The organism is Paraburkholderia sp. AV2 (assembly GCF_054968425.1).
In genome coordinates this window covers 122524-139971 of sequence record NZ_JBANLK010000011.1, presented here as the reverse complement: position 1 = coordinate 139971, position 17448 = coordinate 122524, and the positions used below count along the sequence as shown (strand labels likewise).

Annotated in this window: 16 protein-coding genes; 8 read left to right on the top strand and 8 right to left on the bottom strand. The window is 65.7% G+C overall.

All coding sequences use genetic code 11. From position 1 onward, the window contains the following. Positions 1-7: 7 nt before the first annotated feature. Positions 8-433 carry a hypothetical protein gene (locus V8683_RS11160; RefSeq protein ID WP_411191160.1) on the bottom strand — a complete coding sequence of 142 codons (426 nt, stop codon included), beginning with the start codon at positions 431-433 and terminating at the stop codon, positions 8-10. A gap of 260 nt (positions 434-693) precedes the next feature. On the opposite strand from V8683_RS11160, the gene V8683_RS11155 reads away from it, so the two are divergent. From V8683_RS11155 to ggt, 6 genes are all read left to right on the top strand, one after another. Next, positions 694-1401, top strand: coding sequence for a CDP-alcohol phosphatidyltransferase family protein (locus V8683_RS11155; RefSeq protein ID WP_411192500.1), 708 nt, complete (start codon positions 694-696; stop codon positions 1399-1401). After that, positions 1398-2237, top strand: a complete 840-nt coding sequence (locus V8683_RS11150; protein ID WP_411191159.1) for a HalD/BesD family halogenase — start codon at positions 1398-1400, stop codon at positions 2235-2237. The genes V8683_RS11155 and V8683_RS11150 overlap by 4 nt, the downstream gene beginning before the upstream one ends. Beyond that, complete coding sequence (locus V8683_RS11145; RefSeq protein WP_411191158.1) at positions 2234-3256, top strand: flippase-like domain-containing protein; 1023 nt, start codon at positions 2234-2236, stop codon at positions 3254-3256. The genes V8683_RS11150 and V8683_RS11145 overlap by 4 nt, the downstream gene beginning before the upstream one ends. Positions 3257-3296: 40 nt before the next feature. After that, on the top strand, positions 3297-4076 hold the full coding sequence (locus V8683_RS11140) for a phosphocholine cytidylyltransferase family protein (protein WP_411191157.1): 780 nt from the start codon (positions 3297-3299) through the stop codon (positions 4074-4076). Between the two features lie 107 nt (positions 4077-4183). Beyond that, positions 4184-5587, top strand: a complete 1404-nt coding sequence (locus V8683_RS11135; protein ID WP_411191156.1) for an MFS transporter — start codon at positions 4184-4186, stop codon at positions 5585-5587. 140 nt (positions 5588-5727) lie between these two features. After that, positions 5728-7455: a gamma-glutamyltransferase gene (gene ggt, locus V8683_RS11130; protein WP_411191155.1), complete on the top strand. Its 1728-nt coding sequence runs from the start codon at positions 5728-5730 to the stop codon at positions 7453-7455. 31 nt (positions 7456-7486) lie between these two features. Here ggt and V8683_RS11125 read toward each other — a convergent pair whose 3' ends face one another. The 3 genes from V8683_RS11125 to V8683_RS11115 all read right to left on the bottom strand — a co-directional run bounded on the left by V8683_RS11125 (position 7487) and on the right by V8683_RS11115 (position 10371). Further along, positions 7487-7678 (bottom strand): hypothetical protein, encoded by a 192-nt coding sequence (locus V8683_RS11125; protein ID WP_411191154.1) that lies wholly within the window; start codon positions 7676-7678, stop codon positions 7487-7489. Between the two features lie 25 nt (positions 7679-7703). Further along, positions 7704-9410 carry an FAD-dependent oxidoreductase gene (locus V8683_RS11120; RefSeq protein WP_411191153.1) on the bottom strand — a complete coding sequence of 569 codons (1707 nt, stop codon included), beginning with the start codon at positions 9408-9410 and terminating at the stop codon, positions 7704-7706. Between the two features lie 142 nt (positions 9411-9552). Further along, complete coding sequence (locus tag V8683_RS11115; RefSeq protein ID WP_411191152.1) at positions 9553-10371, bottom strand: helix-turn-helix transcriptional regulator; 819 nt, start codon at positions 10369-10371, stop codon at positions 9553-9555. 283 nt (positions 10372-10654) lie between these two features. On the opposite strand from V8683_RS11115, the gene V8683_RS11110 reads away from it, so the two are divergent. Further along, positions 10655-11680, top strand: a complete 1026-nt coding sequence (locus V8683_RS11110) for a VTT domain-containing protein (RefSeq protein ID WP_411191151.1) — start codon at positions 10655-10657, stop codon at positions 11678-11680. A gap of 69 nt (positions 11681-11749) precedes the next feature. Here V8683_RS11110 and V8683_RS11105 read toward each other — a convergent pair whose 3' ends face one another. Then, positions 11750-13177 (bottom strand): MFS transporter, encoded by a 1428-nt coding sequence (locus V8683_RS11105; RefSeq protein WP_411191150.1) that lies wholly within the window; start codon positions 13175-13177, stop codon positions 11750-11752. A gap of 195 nt (positions 13178-13372) precedes the next feature. On the opposite strand from V8683_RS11105, the gene V8683_RS11100 reads away from it, so the two are divergent. Further along, on the top strand, positions 13373-14398 hold the full coding sequence (locus V8683_RS11100) for an aldo/keto reductase (RefSeq protein ID WP_411191149.1): 1026 nt from the start codon (positions 13373-13375) through the stop codon (positions 14396-14398). A gap of 69 nt (positions 14399-14467) precedes the next feature. On the opposite strand, the gene V8683_RS11095 is transcribed toward V8683_RS11100, so the two are convergent. The 3 genes from V8683_RS11095 to V8683_RS11085 all read right to left on the bottom strand — a co-directional run bounded on the left by V8683_RS11095 (position 14468) and on the right by V8683_RS11085 (position 17404). Next, positions 14468-14644 (bottom strand): hypothetical protein, encoded by a 177-nt coding sequence (locus tag V8683_RS11095; protein ID WP_411191148.1) that lies wholly within the window; start codon positions 14642-14644, stop codon positions 14468-14470. Positions 14645-15078: 434 nt separating this feature from the next. Further along, positions 15079-15783 carry a carbonic anhydrase gene (locus V8683_RS11090; protein ID WP_411191147.1) on the bottom strand — a complete coding sequence of 235 codons (705 nt, stop codon included), beginning with the start codon at positions 15781-15783 and terminating at the stop codon, positions 15079-15081. A 379-nt stretch (positions 15784-16162) separates the two neighbouring features. Continuing rightward, entirely contained in the window at positions 16163-17404 is a 1242-nt protein-coding gene (locus V8683_RS11085) for an MFS transporter (protein ID WP_411191146.1), read from the bottom strand. Positions 17405-17448: the final 44 nt, after the last annotated feature.

Genomic DNA, 17448 nt, shown 5'->3' with positions numbered 1-17448 from the left:
TATTCGCTCACTCCTGCTGACAGAAGATCGCGGTGAGCATCGGCCCCGCGTGGTGGACGATAGCTGTATTGCCCGATTCGGTGAGGGCCGCCTGGACCTTCGCCACGCTGCCGAACACCACGGCCCCGTAGGCTGAGCGCGCGATTGGCGTGCCCTTGCCGGTGCGAAAGAGCGGGTCGTCCTGCTGGAAGCCGACGACCGCGAACACGCTGAATCCATAGGCCGTCATGTGCTCGCCGTGCACCGGCCAGAATGCGTTGATCGAATTGCTTTCGACCCTTGAAGGCGTTGGCTCGATCAGCTTCTGGTCGATCAGGCCCGAGATGAAGTCGTGCGCAGACTCCTGGCAGGTCAGCGATTCGTCGAGGGCGGCCGCGTGGCCTGCGAGCGGCAAGGCCGCGAGCAAAAGGGCTGCGAGAAGGAAGCGTTTCATTGGAATTCTGGCAAATGCGCCGCGCCGTCGCTCCGCCGATGGCCCGCTATGGCCGGAACGGCGCCGCGGCTCATCTCGCGCGGTGCGGCAAAGGGATGCACTGTACGCGTGTTCGCGCAATTTCGCTTGTCGCGCTGCGGCATCGGCGGACCTCCCGTCCTGTCAGACTGACGCGGAAATTCCGCGGATTGCCCGTGGGAAGCGGGTTGGAACGCCGGAAAATCTGCAAGTTTTTTGGAAGGCGTATATATTTCACGGTTATGACTGGAAAAGACCAACCTGCGAAAGCGGTGCCGGGGGCGGTGCCGCTTCCGCGCACCTGGGACGCGCGCGCCGCCCGCTGGCTCGTGACGCCGCTCGTGCCCACCCGCGTTACGCCAAACCATCTCACGACCCTGCGCCTTCTGATCGGGCTTGTCGGGGCTTTCTATCTGGCGCGCGGCGATTTTCTGCACGCCAATCTTGGCGCGTTTTTAGTCGTTTTATCGAATTTTGTTGATCATACCGATGGCGAACTCGCGCGGATCAGCGGTAAAACTAGCCGGATCGGCCATTTCTACGATCTCGCCGCCGACGCCATCGTCACCGTCCTGCTGTTTCTCGGCATGGGCTGGGGGCTGGGCGCCCAGGCAGCAATGGGCCATGGCGTCGGCGACTGGCGGGTGCCGCCGGCCGTGCTGGGCGGCATCGCGGGCGTTGCGGTCGCGGTGATTTTTTTCCTGCGCATGCGTATCGAGGAGATGGCCGGCAAGGCGGGCACGCAGCAGGCGTTCGTCGGCGGCTTCGAGACTGAGGACGTTCTCTATTTGTTGCCGCTCGTCACGCTGACCGGCGTGGTTTCGCCATTCGTCGTGGCAGCCTCTATCGGGGCGCCGCTTTTCGCCGTCTGGGTCGTGGTGGACTATTGGCGCGTCATGCGTCGCAACCGGCCCGGAAAGGATACGAATCAAGCCTGGATCAGCAGATGAGTGTGCAAGCAGAACAAGAAGAAGTCGTGGCATCGCCCGTTCGCGGCCATGCGAGCGGGGCCGCGGCGTCCGGCAACCCGGATGGTGCAGTCGGCCGCGCCCTGAATCCGTTGAACGTCGCGCAGTTGCGCAGCGACTACGTGCAGCAGGGCTCGTTCCTTTATCTCTCCGAGTTTCTTCCCGCCGACGCGACACAGCAGCTCGCCGACGCCGCCAATGCGCTGCTTCCCGAGGTCAACCGCAACTATCTTCCGGGCCACAAGGCCGGCGGCAGCGTGAGCCGCCACACGATCGACCGGCTCGCGCCGTACATCGCCGAGCTGTATCGCTCGCCGCAGTTGCTCGCCTGGCTCGAGAAAGTGACGGGTGATCGTCTGCAGCTTTCGCCGGAAGACGATCCGCACGCCTACGCGCTGTATTACTACACGCGGGCGGGCGACCATATCGGCTGGCACTACGACACGTCCTATTACGACGGCCGCCGCTACACGATGCTGCTCGGCGTGATCGACGACTCGTCGTGCCGCCTCGACTACGAACTGCACACGCGCGACGACAGCCAGCCCGACGTGCCCGGCTCGGTGCAGTATCCGCCGGGCGCGCTCGTGCTTTTCGACGGCGACAAGCTGCGCCATCGCGTCACGCCGAGCGCCGAGGGCGAAGTGCGCGTTTCGCTCACGTTCGAGTACGTGACGGACCCGAACATGCGTCCGTGGCGCCGCTTCATCTCGAACATGAAGGACGCGATCGCGTACTTCGGTTTCCGCCAGGTGTTCCGCAGGGCCTTGCTGGGCGCGCGTGCCGCCGCCGGGAACAAGGCGGGAGACTCCGTGTGAGCCGTGTCGCCATCCTGCTGCTGTCGATCGGCACGGCACTCTTCATCGCGCTGCTCGCGTGGCAGGGGCTCGGCTCCGTGACCGGCGCACTCGCGGCCGCCGGCTGGGGGCTCGTGCTCGTCGCCGCGTTTCACGTCGTGCCGCTCGTGTTCGATGCCGCCGCCATTGCGGTGCTGTTCGGCAGGGATGCGCGCGTCGAGCCGCGCGACGCGCTTTTCGCGCGCTGGAGCGGCGAATCGGTCAACAGCCTGCTGCCGGCCGGCCAGATCGGCGGTCCGGTCGCGATGGTGCGCCAGCTCGCGCAGCGTGGCATGGCCATGCGCGATGCCGCCGCCGCCATCACGGTCAGCACCACGCTGCAGGCCGTCGCGCAGATCGTTTTCGCCGTGTTCGGCATTGCGCTTTTTTCGATCTACGCCGCGAACAGCACCCCGAACGGCGCGCCGCGCGATCTCGGCGTCGCCGCGCTGATCGCGACCGGCGTGCTCGCGGGTCTCATCGCCCTCTTTTACGTCGCGCAACGGCGCGGCCTGTTCGGTCGCGCGATGCGTCTCGCTTCGAAGGTACTCGGCAAGCACGACTGGTCGTCGCTCGCCACGCGCGCCGACGCCGTCGATGCCGCCGTCAGGTCGCTCTACGACGAGCGCGGCCGCGTGGCGGCGAGCTTCGCGCTGAGCTTCGTCGGCTGGCTCGTGGGTACTGCCGAAGTATGGCTCGCGCTGCGCTTTCTCGGCCATCCCGTCGGCTGGATCGATGCGCTTCTGCTGGAGAGCATCGGCCAGGCCATCCGCGGCGCGGCCTTCGCGATTCCGGGCTCGCTTGGCGTGCAGGAAGGCGGCTATCTGCTGCTTGCTCCGCTCGTCGGCTTGCCGCCCGAAGCCGCGCTTGCGCTCTCGCTCGCCAAACGCGCGCGCGAAATCCTGCTCGGCCTGCCGGGCCTTCTGTATCTGCACTTCAGCGAAAGAAGCTGGCAACGCCGGCGCGCTGTTCGCGTGGCCGCCGTCGAAATCGCCGATTGACCTCGCTGTTTGATCTTCTTCTCCCAAGGAACGTTTGCGCATGCGCGCCATCATTCTCGCGGCAGGCCTCGGCCTGCGCCTTCAGCAACGCGCTGGAGAACAGTTTCCCAAATGCCTGCTGCAGTTCGAGGGCACGACGCTGCTCGAACGGCATTTGCAGATGCTGGAGGGGGCGGGCGTCACGGAAGTCGTGCTGGCGCTTGGCTTCCAGCCCGAGCGGGTCGAGGCTGAAATCAAGCGTATCGGCTGGCCGCACGACATCGAGATCGTGCTGAATCCGCGCTTCGATCTGGGCAGCGTGCTGACCGTGCATCGCACGGCCGAGGCGCTCACGCGCGGCGGCGACGTGCTGCTCATGGACGCCGACGTGCTCTACGACGAGCGCGTGTTTGCGCCGCTCGTCGCGGGCGAGGCGCCGGCGAACCGTCTGTTGATCGACCGCGACTTCGAGGCCGGCGACGAACCCGTGAAGCTGTGCCTGCGCGATGGCGTGCCTGTCGAGCTGCGCAAGCAACTCGCGGTAGGTCTGCAATACGACACCATAGGCGAATCGGTGGGTTTTTTCCGCCTGAACGAGGAGACGGCGCGCCGTTTCGCGCAGATCGTCGAAGGCTACGTGAAGACGGACCGGGCGAACCTGCCGCACGAAGAGGCGCTGCGCGACCTGTTGCTCGAGCGCGGCCGCGAGTTCGAAACGGCCGACGTCACCGGCGCGCCGTGGATCGAGATCGATTTCCCCAACGACGTCATGCGCGCGGCCGAACAAGTGCTGCCGCAACTGCGTCCCGTGGTGAGCCGGGTCAAGCAGACGGCGGTCTGAAAACGAGGCGTGGCGGCTTCATCTGTTGCGACGTCAACCGTTCTTCGCAACACGGTGACATAATGAGGGCTTGTCGCCATCCGCTGCGCTGACTGTCGTTCCTGCCCATGCCACTTGCCCTCGGCGCCTTCATCGTTCCCCTCATCGTCGCGTGCGCGATGTTCATGGAGAACGTGGATGCGACGGTCATCGTCACCTCGCTTCCCGCGCTGGCCCGCGATCTGGGCCAGGATCCCATCACCCTGAAGCTGGCCGTCACGAGCTACGTGATCGGGCTTGGCGTGTTCATTCCGGTATGCGGCTGGGTGGCCGACCGCTTCGGCTCGCGCAACGTGTTTCGCACGGCCATCGGCATTTTCATGGCGGGCTCGCTGCTGTGCGCCGCCTCCACCTCGCTCGGGATGTTCGTGGCCGCGCGATTCGTGCAGGGCATAGGCGGCGCGATGATGGTGCCCGTCGGGCGCATCATCATTTTCCGCTCGCTGCCGAAGTCGGACTTCATTCGCGCCGTCAACTATCTCACCGTGCCCGCGCTGCTCGGGCCCGTGGTAGGGCCGCCGCTCGGCGGCTTCATCACGACCTATCTGCACTGGCGCCTGATCTTCTGCATCAACATTCCGATCGGCGTGCTCGGCATCTGGCTCGCGAACCGGCACATCGCGAACATGCACGAAGAGCACCCCGGGCGTCTCGACTGGCCGGGCTTCATTCTTTCGGCGGGCGGCGCCTCGCTCTTCATGCTCGGGCTCTCGCTCGTCGGCAGCGGGCTCGTATCGAATGACCGTGCCGTGATCCTGTGCGTCATCGGCGCGGCGCTGCTCGCGGCGTACTGGTTCTATGCGCAGCGCGTGGAGCGGCCCGTGCTCGATCTGCGTTTCCTGCGCATCCCGAGCTTCAACGCGAGCGTGGCAGGCGGTTCGCTCTTTCGTATTGGCCTTGGCGCCGTGCCTTTTCTGCTGCCGCTCGCGCTGCAGGAAGGGCTGGGCATGACCGCTTTCGTCTCCGGCTCGATCACCTGCGCTTCCGCGTTCGGCTCGATCTTCATGAAGACGATCGTATCGAGCGTGCTCGGGCGCTTCGGCTTTCGCCGCACGCTGATCGTCAATGCGATGCTGGCCGGCATGTCGATCGCCATCTATGGGCTCTTCTTTCCCGGCGTGCCGCATTGGGTCATCTGGCTCATCGTGTTGCTCGGCGGCGTGTTTCCTTCGCTGCAGTTCACGGGGCTCAACTCGCTGGCCTATGCCGACATTCCGACGCGCGACATCGGCCGCGCGACGAGCGTGGCGAGCGTGATTCAGCAGGTGTCGCTCGGGCTTGGCGTGACGATTGCCGGCATCGTGCTGCAGATCTCGCACGAGTTGCAGGGTCATCCCACCATTGTCTGGTCCGACTTCTGGCCTGCGTTCCTCGTGGTGGGGCTGTTCTCGGTGGCATCGATTCCCGTGACGATGCGGCTGCCCGCCAATGCCGGCGACGAGATCGCGCGCGGCCGACGCGCCAGGGCCTGAGTGTTCTCATATCGCGCATCCCGTGGCGGACGGCTGGATCGCAATCGTTTTGTCAGCATGTTATATAAGGCCAAAGCAGGCCAAAGCAGACCCAAGCTGATCGAAGCGCCGTTGATGAACCGGACCATGGAGGACACGCAATGAAGTTGGTCGAAAGAACGAAAATATCCACCGCCGTCGCGCTCGTTTCGCTCTCCGCGCTTTCGGCGGGCTTCCTCGAAGCCTCTCCCGCTTTTGCGAAGGAAACGCAGCAGCCTGCCGTGCTGACCGCCTCGGCGGTGGCCGTGGCGGACAAGTACGCCGCCGATGCCGCCGAGCAGATCTTCAAGGAAGGCGGCAACGCCGTCGATGCGGCCGTGGCGATCGCCTTCTCGCTGGCCGTGACTTATCCGGAAGCGGGCAATATCGGCGGCGGCGGTTTCATGACGCTGTACGTGAACGGCAAGCCGTATTTCCTCGACTATCGCGAGCGCGCGCCGCTCGCCGCCACGCGCACGATGTACCTCGACGACAAGGGCAACGTGATCGAAGGCAAGAGCCTTTACGGCTACGATGCCGTGGGCGTACCGGGTACCGTGGACGGCATGTGGGAGGCGCAGCGCCGCTTCGGCAAGCTCAAGTGGACGCAGGTGCTCGCGCCCGCGATCCATTACGCGCGTGACGGCTTCCTCGTCGACGAACAGCTTGCGAAGCGGCGCGACGAGGCATCGAAGGAGTTCGGCGGCAAGACCAACTTCGACCGGTACTTCGGCGACATGAAGGAGGGCACGACGTTCAAACAGCCCGACCTGGCCGCCGTGCTCACGCGCATTGCGAACGAGGGCGCCAGGGACTTCTACGACGGCAGGACCGCCGACCTCATCGCCGCCGCGATGAAGGAGGGCAACGGCCTCATCACGAAGCGCGATCTTGAGGAGTACAAGGCAGTCTGGCGTCAGCCTGTCGAGGCGAAGTGGAATGGCTACGAGATCATCACCGCGCCGCCGCCGAGCTCGGGCGGTGTCGGCCTCGTGCAACTGCTCAAGATGAAGGCGATGCTTGCGCCGCAGTTCAAGGACGTGCGGCTGAATTCGCCGCAGTACATCCATCTGATCGCGGAGATCGAAAAGCGTGTGTTCGCGGACCGCGCGCAATACCTCGGCGACCCGGACTTTTACAAGGTGCCGGTCGCGCAGCTCACGGACGATGCCTACCTGGCGAAGCGCGCCGCCGAAGTCGACCCCGACAAGCCTTCCGACACGAAGAGCGTGCAACCGGGCCTTGGCACGTCGATGCCCGAGAAGGCGGAGACGACGCACTTCTCGGTGGTCGACAAGTGGGGCAACGCCGTGTCGAATACCTACACCATCAACGGCTACTTTGGCTCGGGCGAGGTCGTGCCGGGCGCGGGCATCGTGCTCAACGACGAGATGGACGACTTCTCGTCCAAGCCGGGCGTGCCGAACATGTTCGGCGTGGTGGGCAGCGACGCGAATGCGATTGCCCCGAAGAAGCGCCCGCTTTCGTCGATGACGCCGACGATCCTCACGGAGGACGGCAAGGTGGCGCTCGTGATCGGCACGCCGGGCGGCTCGCGCATCTTCACGTCGATCTTCCAGGTGATCAACAACGTGTATGACTTCAAGATGCCGTTGAAGGACGCCGTTGCCTCGATGCGCTTCCATCATCAACTGCTGCCGCCGAACACGATCTTCTGGGAGCCGTACGAGCCGATCAACGGCGATCTCGCGAAGCAGGTCGAAGCGAAGGGCTATGTGCTGAAGGGGCAGGACTTCAGCGGCGATATCCAGGCCATCAAGATCGACGGCGATACGCCGGACCCGGTTTCCGATCCGCGCGGCCGCGGCGTTTCGCGCTTAATTCCGTGACCTGAGATGATGGGGCGGTCCGCGGCCAGGCTCAATGCGCGCCTGGCGCGGGCAGGTCTTCATGCGCTGCGGCGATCAGGCCCAGCGCGGCATCCGCGTTTCCAATCCGCTCGATTGCGAGCAGCGCGAAGCGCGCGAGAAAAAGCGGCGCCTGCGTCTCGCCCACTTCGGTCATGGTCTTGCACAGGCGGGTATAGACGGTATCGAGTTCGCTGTCGGTCATGGAAGTCTCCTCGGGCTGCCACGGGTCAGGCCCGCAGCGTGTGGTCGATGGTGGCGAGCGCATGGGCCGCGAGCGTATCGGCCGCGCCTTGCCAGCGGCCCAGCACGTGGCCGTCCGGCCGCGCCAGATAGAGCGTGCCGGCCGTGGCGCCATACATCGGGAAGAGACGCCCCGTGTGGTCCCAGCCGGTTGCGCGCACGCTGTCCGGCGGCCGTCGGGTGGCGAGCGGCACGACGGCGAAGGGCACGTCGCGAGCGGCGAGCGTGCTTTCCAGCGCGGTCAACGCGGCGGGCACCGAGCCATCCGTGCTGAACCAGAATGCCGTGAAACGCGGTTCGACGAGATCGGTCAGATGCCCTTCGCGCGAGGCCCCGGCGCCGACGATCGTCAGTGGGCACTCGGGCAGCACGGCGCCAGGCACCGGACCGTTTGCGAACGGCGTGGAGCTTGCTGCGTTCAACGGGGAGGCGCCGTACGTGATGGCCGAGGTCTGGCGCGGGTTGATGAGCGGGCGCACGAAAGGATGCCGGCGCGCGAGGCTCAGGACGGCGGTACGCATGAGATCGAACGCGAACGAAGGCGGCGCCATGAACTCCGTACTCTTCGTGCCGTAGCCCAGATTCTCGTGGGTCGCATACACGCGCTCGTCGGAGTAGCTGTCGAGCAACGCGTCCGTCGCGCGGCCCTTTACGACATACGCGAGCTTCCACGCCAGATTGTCGGCATCGTCGATGCCGGAATTCGCGCCGCGCACGCCGAAGATCGGCACCAGATGCGCGGCGTCTCCTGCGAACAGCACGCGGCCGTGGCGATAGCGTTCCAGCGTCAGGGCGTTGGCCTTGTAGATCGTGATCCAGATGGGCGACCACGGCGCCGTTTCGCCCATCATGTCGAGCAGGCTCTGCACGCGCGGCATGACGTTCTCCGGCTTGACGGCCTCTTCGGCGTCCTCGCCGTCGCGCAGTTGATAGTCGATGCGCCAGACGTTGTCGGGCTGCTTGTGAACGAGCACCGTCGAACCCGGATTCGACGCGGGATCGAAGTACGCGAGGCGTTCGGTCGGGCGCGCACTGTCGAGCAGGATATCGACGATTACGTAGCGGCCTTCGTAGCTCGTTCCGGCAAGCTTCAGGCCGAGCGCTTCGCGGATCGTGCTGCGGCCGCCGTCCGCCGCCACGAGCCAGTCGGTCTGCATTTCGTAGTCGCCCTCGGGCGTCGAGAGCTGCAGCGTCGCGCCCTGTGCGTCCTCGCGCAGCGCGGTGACTTTCGTCTGCCAGCGGATGTCGATGAGGTCTGCCCTGGCCTCGGCCGCGTCGAGCAGGAACTGCTCGATGTGGTACTGCGCGAGGTTGACCATGGGCGGCAGCTTCTGGTTTTCGTCCTGCGGCATCTGGAAATGCAGCACTTCGTCGTTGCGGTAGTAGCTGCGGCCACCGGTCCACGGCAGGCCTTTCGCGAGAAAGCCGTCGAGCGCGCCAAGTCGTTCGACGATTTCGAGGCTGCGGCGCGAGATGCAGATCGCGCGGCTGCCGTAGCAGACCGATTCGTCGGCTTCGATCAGCACCGGGCGCACGCCGTGGCGCGCAAGGCCCAGGGCGACGGCCAGGCCAACAGGGCCGCCGCCGACGATCGTGACCGCATGGCGGTGAGTTTCACGGTCGTTATCGAGTTCGGGTATCCGCGCGGCGTACTGCCTGGCTTCGAACGGATACGGCTTGAATGCTGCGCTCATCGTGTGTTCCTGTAGAAGATACGGCGGCGATGGAGGCAGTATGGAGCGTGACAGCGCGCGCGCTGTCCTCAATTTGGGTACAGCGAGGTCGTATCGGAAACGCCGGACGGTACGGCGATCAAGACGGGGTCGGGGACGGTGCTCAGGCCTGGTCGGCGGCGAGGCACAGCGCGAACAATTGCCGCTGGCTGGAAATACCGAGCCGCTGGTACGCCCGCTTCTGGTAGGTCACGACGCTGGTGGGCTTGACGCCCATGCGCTCGGCAATCTCGGCCGCGCTGAATCCTTCGAGTACGCCGCGCAGCACGTCGAGCTCGCGCTTCGAGAGCGTCGGACACAGGCCGCGCAGCCGCGCGAGCATCATTTGCGGAATGCCCATCTGGCTCTGGCCGTGCAGGGCGTAATGATGCCGCGCGGCTTCGCCGATCAGTGGCGAGAGGGTTTCGACGAGCTCGATCTCGCCGGGCCGGAAAACGCCGGCGTCGCGTTCGCGGTAGAGGTTCACCGAGAGCCAGATGTCGGCGGCCGGTTGCAGCAGCAGCGAAAGCCGGTCGGACACATTGGGCGCCGCGTAGCAGGCATTGCGGTAACCCTCGTGCACGATGTCGTCGCTCGACTGCCAGTGCAGTACGAGCGACGAGCCCGGCGGTCCGCCCGTCGCGCCCGTGACGACTTGCTGGTTGCCGTCGAGCGCGTAGAAGAGGCGCGCGTAGGTGTCGGCGACATCGCGCAGGAAGCGGCCGCCGCGATGGTCCGCGACCGAGACGGTGCGTGGCCGGCTGCCGAATTCGTAGGCGAACACGGTGCATTGCGAAACCGAGGCCGCGGGACCGATCAGGTTCAGCACTTCCGTGGCGAGCGCGTTGGCGTCGTCGCGGCCAATGGCCGAAACGAGGTTCGTGACGCGTGACAAGTCGAATTGGCCTGTCGGCTTCGGCCGGTCGAGACGCCAGTAACGCATGTTTCGTAACGGAAAACCGCGGGAGAAAAAACACTTTTACAAGATTAGCACCTCGTGCGCGGATTATGCGCAACCGCCTCGCCAGCCTCGGACAGCCGAAAAGGGGCGGATCGGGTCGGCCGGGGTGATGGCTTGTTGCCGCCATGCAAAAGACCCTTTCATCGGCACGGCAAGCAAGGTTTCACAGGTTTGGGGTAATCTCCCCACTCCGGCTCGCGCGAGCGCGCCGCATTATTGTGTGTGTCGTTTTTCGTCAGGCCTCTCAAGCGCAGGAACTCCCGCAATGTGGACTCTCCCGACGGCCATTCCGCCCGATTTCGGCGCCGGGGTGGTCTTTCTCAGCGTGCTCGTGACACAACTCGGCGTGCCGGTGCCGGCTGCGCCCGTGCTCGTGCTGGCCGGGACCATGGCGGCCGACGGCGAGGTGTCCTACGTGCACCTGCTGGCGGCGGCGGTGTTTGCCACGCTGCTGGCGGACTCGCTCTGGTTCACGGCGGGCAGGATGCGTGGCCGGCGGCTGCTGAACGGGCTCGTGCGCTTCTCGCTGTCGCTCGATACGACGATCCGCATGGCGCGCAACGTGTTCGAGCGCTATGGTGCGCCGATTCTTTCGGTGGCGAAGTTCGTGCCGGGGCTCGGCCTGATCTCGGCGCCGTTGCTCGGTACGACCTCGATCAATACGCGTATTTTCCTGCTTTGGGATGCCCTGGGTGCAACGCTGTGGGCGGCCACCTGGCTTCTGGGCGGCGCGGCGCTCAATGCCCAGATCGCGCGCTTCGTGACGTTCGTGCGCGCCAACGGCGGCACGATTTTCGACGTGCTGGCCGTGGCGTTCGTGCTGTTTCTCGCCTGGCGCTGGCTGCGCCGCTGGCAGTTCCGCCGCTGGCTGGCCACGCATCGCATTTCGCCGGACCAGCTCGACGAGATGCTGAAATCGCACACGCCGCCGCTCGTGCTGGACGCGCGGCCGCAGAGCGTGCGCGAGAAGGAGGCGTACCGGATTCCCGGCGCCCGACCGCTGAATCTGGACTCGAACGAGGCGCTGCCGCCCGAACTGCTCGAGCGCCCGATCGTCGTGTATTGCGTGTGCCCGAACGAGGCAACGGCCAAGCGCATCGTCAACCAGATGCGCAACAAGCATATCTATCACGCGCACGCGCTCAAGGGCGGCCTGGACGCGTGGGAGCGCCACGGCTATCCGGTCGAGCCGCTTTCGGCCGAATTCCATGCCGCGCATGCGCGGGACAGCGAGCCGCCCGAATCGGGCGCCGAAGAAGCGTTCACCGTGCGCGCGAGCTTGTCGAAGTAGTACGTTGCACGCTTTTTGCACGCTTCCTGCGCGCTCCGTGCGCACGCAACCGCCGGCGCAACGGCGGACTCAGGCGCGCTGGCGCCGCGACCCGCCGCCCACGTTCTGCCCGGCATCGCGCGCGAGCTGGGCGTAGCCCCAGATCGAGGCCAGCGTCAGGAGGCCCGCCGCCAGAAATGCGAGGCGAAAGTCGTCGAGCGTGAACGCATGGCCGCTCGTCTCGCCGTGGCAGGCGGCCGCCGCGCGCAGCGCGACCGCGCCGAAGGCAATCCCCAGGCCATTCGTCATCTGCGACGCCGCGCTCCAGAGCGTGCTGGCGGCGCTCATCTGCGGCTGCGCAACGTCCGCGTAGGCGAGCGTGGCCAGCGTCGAGAACTGCATCGAACGCGTGACGCCGTAGATGAACACGACGATCAGCACCACAGCGAGCGGAATCTCGGGCGTGAGCAGCCCGCATGCGATCGTCGCGAAGCCGGCGATGGCGACGTCGACGATTGCAACGCGCCGGAAGCCCCAGTGTTCGAGGATGCGGGTGGTCAGCGCTTTCATGCCGAGGTTGCCGACCGCGCTTGCGAGCAGCAACAGGCCGGACTTGAAAGCCGAGAGGCCGAAGCCGATCTGGAACAGGAGCGGCATCAGGTAGGGCACGGCGCCAATGCCGATGCGCGTGAACGAACCGGTGACGACCGTCACCGAGAACGTCGGGATTCTCAAAGTGGAAACATCGATCAACGGATGCGGATGGCGCTTCGCATGCGCCACGGCGATCACGCCGAATGCGAGGCCCGCCGCGACGATCGCGGCCGCCATCCAGGGGTCTTTGCCGGGCTGGCTGGCCAGTTCGGCGCCGTAGAGGATCGCGGTGAGCGTGGCGCCGCTCAGCGCGAGGCCGGCGAGATCGAGCGGCCGCTTTTTCTCGCCGCGCAGATTGGGCACGAGCGCGACGACGGCGGCGAGTACGGCGAGGCCGAACGGTACGTTCAGCAGGAAGATCCAGCGCCACGACGCATAGGTCGTGATGAAGCCGCCCACCGGCGGCCCGACCACGGGCGCGGCGATCGCGGGCCACGTAATGGTGGAGATGGCCTGCATGAGGCGGCTCTTGTCGGTGCTGCGCACGACGATCATGCGTCCGACCGGGACCATCATCGCGCCGCCCATGCCTTGCAGCACCCGCGCCGCGACGAATTCGCCGACGTTCTGCGACAGCCCGCACAGCACCGAAGCCACGGTGAACGTTACGACGGCGCTGAAGAACACCGTGCGCGACCCGCAGCGGTCGGCTACCCACCCGCTCGCGGGGATGAAGATGGCGAGCGCGAGCATATAGGCGGTGACGCCGAGGCTCAGGCTGTTCGGGCCAATGCCGAACGAATGGGCCATCTGTGGCAGCGCCGTGGCGATGACGGTGGTGTCGAGATACTCCATGAAGAAGGTTGCGGCCACAACGTAGGGCAGCCAGCCGATGGCCGGGGCGCGTGCGGACGTGCGGGTCATGGGATCTCCGTAGGCGACGCCCCGGGTATTCCTCATGCGCTCCCGGGGCCGAAAGGCGACAGTTTCCAGAGAGTTTCCAATACGCACGCGCTTCTGTACAGCGTTCCCGCGCTGGCTCGTTTCCGGCAGGCAGGATGCGACCCGCGTACACTGAATCGCTCTTTCCTCAACCACTTCTTTCGTGGAGGCTACGCAATGGAATACCGCTTTCTGGGCGCATCGGGCTTCAAGGTGCCGGTGCTGAGCTTCGGTACCGGCACGTTCGGCGGCAAGGGCGAGTTCTTCGAGGCCTGGGGCGCGACCGACGTCGCCGAGGCGCGGCGTCTCGTCGACATTTGCCTCGACGCAGGCGTCTCGATGTTCGACAGCGCCGACATCTATTCGAGCGGTGCGTCGGAATCGGTGCTGGGCGAGGCGCTCAAGGGACGCCGAGACAAGGCCATCATTTCGACCAAGGCCACCTTTCGCTTCGATGACGGGCCCAACAGCGTGGGCTCGTCGCGCGCGCATCTGAAGCGTGCGGTCGACGCGGCGCTCAAGCGCCTGCAGACCGACTATATCGACCTGTTCCAGCTACACGGCTTCGACGCGAGAACGCCGGCCGAAGAAGTGCTCTCGACGCTCGACGATCTCGTGCGCGCGGGCAAGATCCTTTATACGGGCGTGTCGAATTTTTCGGGCTGGCATCTGATGAAGTCGCTCGACGTGGCGGATCGCTATGGCTATCCGCGCTATGTCGCGAACCAGACCTATTATTCGCTGATCGGCCGCGACTACGAATGGGAACTGATGCCGCTGGGACTCGACCAGGGCGTGGGCGCGGTGGTGTGGAGTCCGCTCGGCTGGGGGCGTCTGACCGGCAAGATCCGCCGTGGCCAGCCGCTGCCCGAGAAGAGCCGTCTGCACAAGACGGCGGACATGGGGCCGCCGGTGCCCGATGAGTACCTGTACCGCGTGATCGACGCCATCGACGAGGTTGCGCAGGAAACGGGCAAGACGATTCCGCAGATTGCGCTCAACTGGCTGCTGCAACGGCCGACGGTTTCCACCGTGCTGATCGGTGCGCGAGACGAAGCCCAACTGCGGCAGAATCTCGGCGCAGTGGGCTGGAATCTCACGCCCGAGCAGGTGGCGAAGCTGGATGCGGCCAGCGCGGTCCGACCCGCGTATCCGTACTGGCATCAGGAGGGTTTTGCCGAGCGCAATCCTTCGCCGGTCTGAAGCCGTATTGCGGGTGATCCGTTGCGGGTGAGCAGGGAACGGCGTGCGGCAAGCCGCGCGCCGCAGTGTTTAACGCTTGTCGGCGGAGCTCAGGATCTGGGCAGCGCCCAGGTGAATCGCGAGGGCAAAGAAGTCGCGCACGGGCAGATTGGCGGCCTTCGCGATGGCCAGCGCGCGGCGATGGTCGTTCGGGTGGAGTTGCAGCTTCACTTCGACTTTGGCGGGCGGTTTCGGCAGGTATTGCATTGTCGTTTTCCTCGGTCAACGGGTTCGGTGCCCTCGTGGGGCGAAGAGCCCATTACCGGCCTCCCGCGCAAGATGGCGCGTGCCGCCCGCCGCGCGATGAAGCGCGGTCCGGATCGGCCAGGGACGTGAAGTGGGCCTGATTGGCCCGCCGGCGCCAGAAGGTCGACGACGACGGGCTTTGCGTGCCGCGAGACGGTGTCACGCGGTCGAACTTGGCACTGCAAAGAGGTATTGCAAGGATCCTGGGGTACTGCCACAGCGACGGCGGGACTGCGAACGGCTGAAGCTTTTTCCGTTGCGGCGGGGAGCCGCTTCTAGTACGGGGCGCAGTATAGTCGCGTTAGAGCCCAGGGTAAATACCTATTTTTCGATTCAGCGCCAATTCAGTGTTGCAAAAGAGGGAAGGTTGCCGCCGGATTTATGCGCTGCGGATATTAACCCTCGGCGCGCTTGCGCAACCGGGCGCGTGCTTCGCCAAGGGTCTGGAAGTGTCCGATGCCTTCGTCGAAGACCGTGACCTTGCCGTGGCCAATGTCGTAGACCCAGCCCTGCAGCGCCAGCCGCCCCTGGGCCACGCGGGCCGCGACGGCCGGGTGCGTGCGCAGGTGCGTGAGTTGCAGGCGCACGTTCTCCTCCACGAGCGCCTGCACGATCTCATCTTCGTTCAGGCCGCGCGTCTGCACGACGCTGCGTGCCGCCTCGGCGTTGCGCAGCCACGCCTGGACGGTCGGCATCTCCGCCGTGGCGGCGCCGCCGGCGGCGAGACCCTTCATGGCTCCGCAGTCGGTATGGCCGCACAGGACGATCTGGCGCACGTTGAGCGCGAGCACCGCGAATTCCACCACGGCCGAAACGCCGCCGAGCATCTCGCCGTAGGCCGGCACGATGTTGCCGATATTGCGGCAGACGAACAGCTCGCCGGGGCGCGTTTGGGTCACCATCTCGGGCGAGACGCGCGAATCCGCACAGGTGATGAACAGCGTATGCGGCGCCTGGTTATGGGCGAGGCTATGAAACAGCTCCTTGTTGCCCGGAAACACGCGATGACTGAACTCGTCCACGCCATTGAGCAGATGAAGCAGATCGCCGCAGCCGCACGAGTCGGAGTGATTGTCGTGCGAGGGGTTATGTTCGGGCATGGATGTTTCTCTCTTTGTCGTGAATCGGCACAGTCGAATTGAACCGGTGCGAGGTTACGCTGGCTTGACAGCAAGAAGTCGGAAAAGCACCGGCTTGCGTCCAGTTTTTCCCGTTTTCCTGTCGTCGTCTTTGCGCGCCTTTGCGTTTTCGCGCCGGTGCATTCGCGGACGCATTTTCTCACGCCATCAGGGCTTTGCCATAGGCGCATGCGGGCGTGCCTTTGCGCAGGCATTGTCGACCAACCGGTCGGGCGGCTACCGGCGGATGAGAGGCCAATGAGTATCCATTGGCATGTGGTGTCGAACGCGGCCCAAGCGCCGTGGCCCGATGGGTCGGTCAGTACAGCGAACGATAGTATCGCAGCGTCACCGAGCGGATTCAGTGCGCATCCATGGCCGTGGCCGCTGCGCGGCGTGCCGGCATGAAGTACCAGATGCCGCCGGCGAGCTGCAGTGCGATGAGGCCGGCCCACGCGGTCTGATGCGCGACGGCGGGATAATGGCCGTCGACCGCCGTCCAGTGCCCGAGCACCGCGCCGACCGCGATCTGCGCGACGAAGATGCCGACGAAGATGACGAGCGTGAAGGTCGTGTTGACGCGCCCGATCATGCGCGGCGGGAAGTATTCGGCGAGCACCGCGTAAGTGAGGATGCCGGTGCCGCCCAGCGCGCCATAGGCGGCCCACAGCAGAGGCGCGGGCAACGGCACGCGCGCGGCGAGCAAGACCTGCACGACGACGAAGAGCATCATCGTCACGCCCGAGAAGAGTTGTACGCTCACACCGCGCCGCTCGAACGCGCGCGCGAGCGCGCCAAAGCCGATATTGCCCGCGATGAACGCGCCGCCCAGCACCGACACGAGCGATGCGGCGCGCGTTGCGACGTCGACGGTGCCGGCCGGCACGACATCGCGCAGGAATGCGCCGACCCACAGCGACTGCATGGCGTAGAACACGGTCTGGGTGAGCGCGGAAAACGTCGCCGTTTTCCAGAATGCATGACTGCGCAGGATGTGCGCGGTGCCCTTGAACTGTTCGAAGACGGTTGCCTGATGGTGCGTGTCGCGCGTGCGCGGGCCGCCGATCCAGATGATCGCGGCCACGATGGCGGTGAGGGCGGCAAGCCCGAGGCTCACGCCGCGCCACGGCGCCACGGAGAGCAGCCACGACAGCGGCGCGCCCACCGCCACGCCGCCGAGTCCCCCGACCGCCATCACGAGGCCGTTCACGAGCGTGAGCTGTTCCACGGGGAAGTGCTGCGCCGTGGCCTTGAAAGCGCCGCCGAGACAGACCGAAACGCCGACGCCGATCAGAAGCCGCCCGACCATCATCATGCCGATGCTGTGCGAGAGGCCGAAGACGAGCGCGCCGGCGGCGGCGACCAGCATGACGCTGGCGGTGACGCGGCGCGGCCCGAAATGGTCGAGCAGGACGCCGCCGGGAATCTGCGCCCCGGCGAAGCCGAGGAAGTAGAGGCTCGTGAGCGTGCCGAGATCGGTGGCCGTCATGCCCAGTTCATGGGTCAGAAACGGCGCAAAGCCGAGATTGACGCCCCGGAAGAGATAAGAGACGAAGTAACCGAGTGCAAAGACGGCGAAAACGCGCAATCTGAGTGAAGTCATGATGCGGAAGCGGCGCGAAAGGGGAATGAATGCCTGGGTGACGA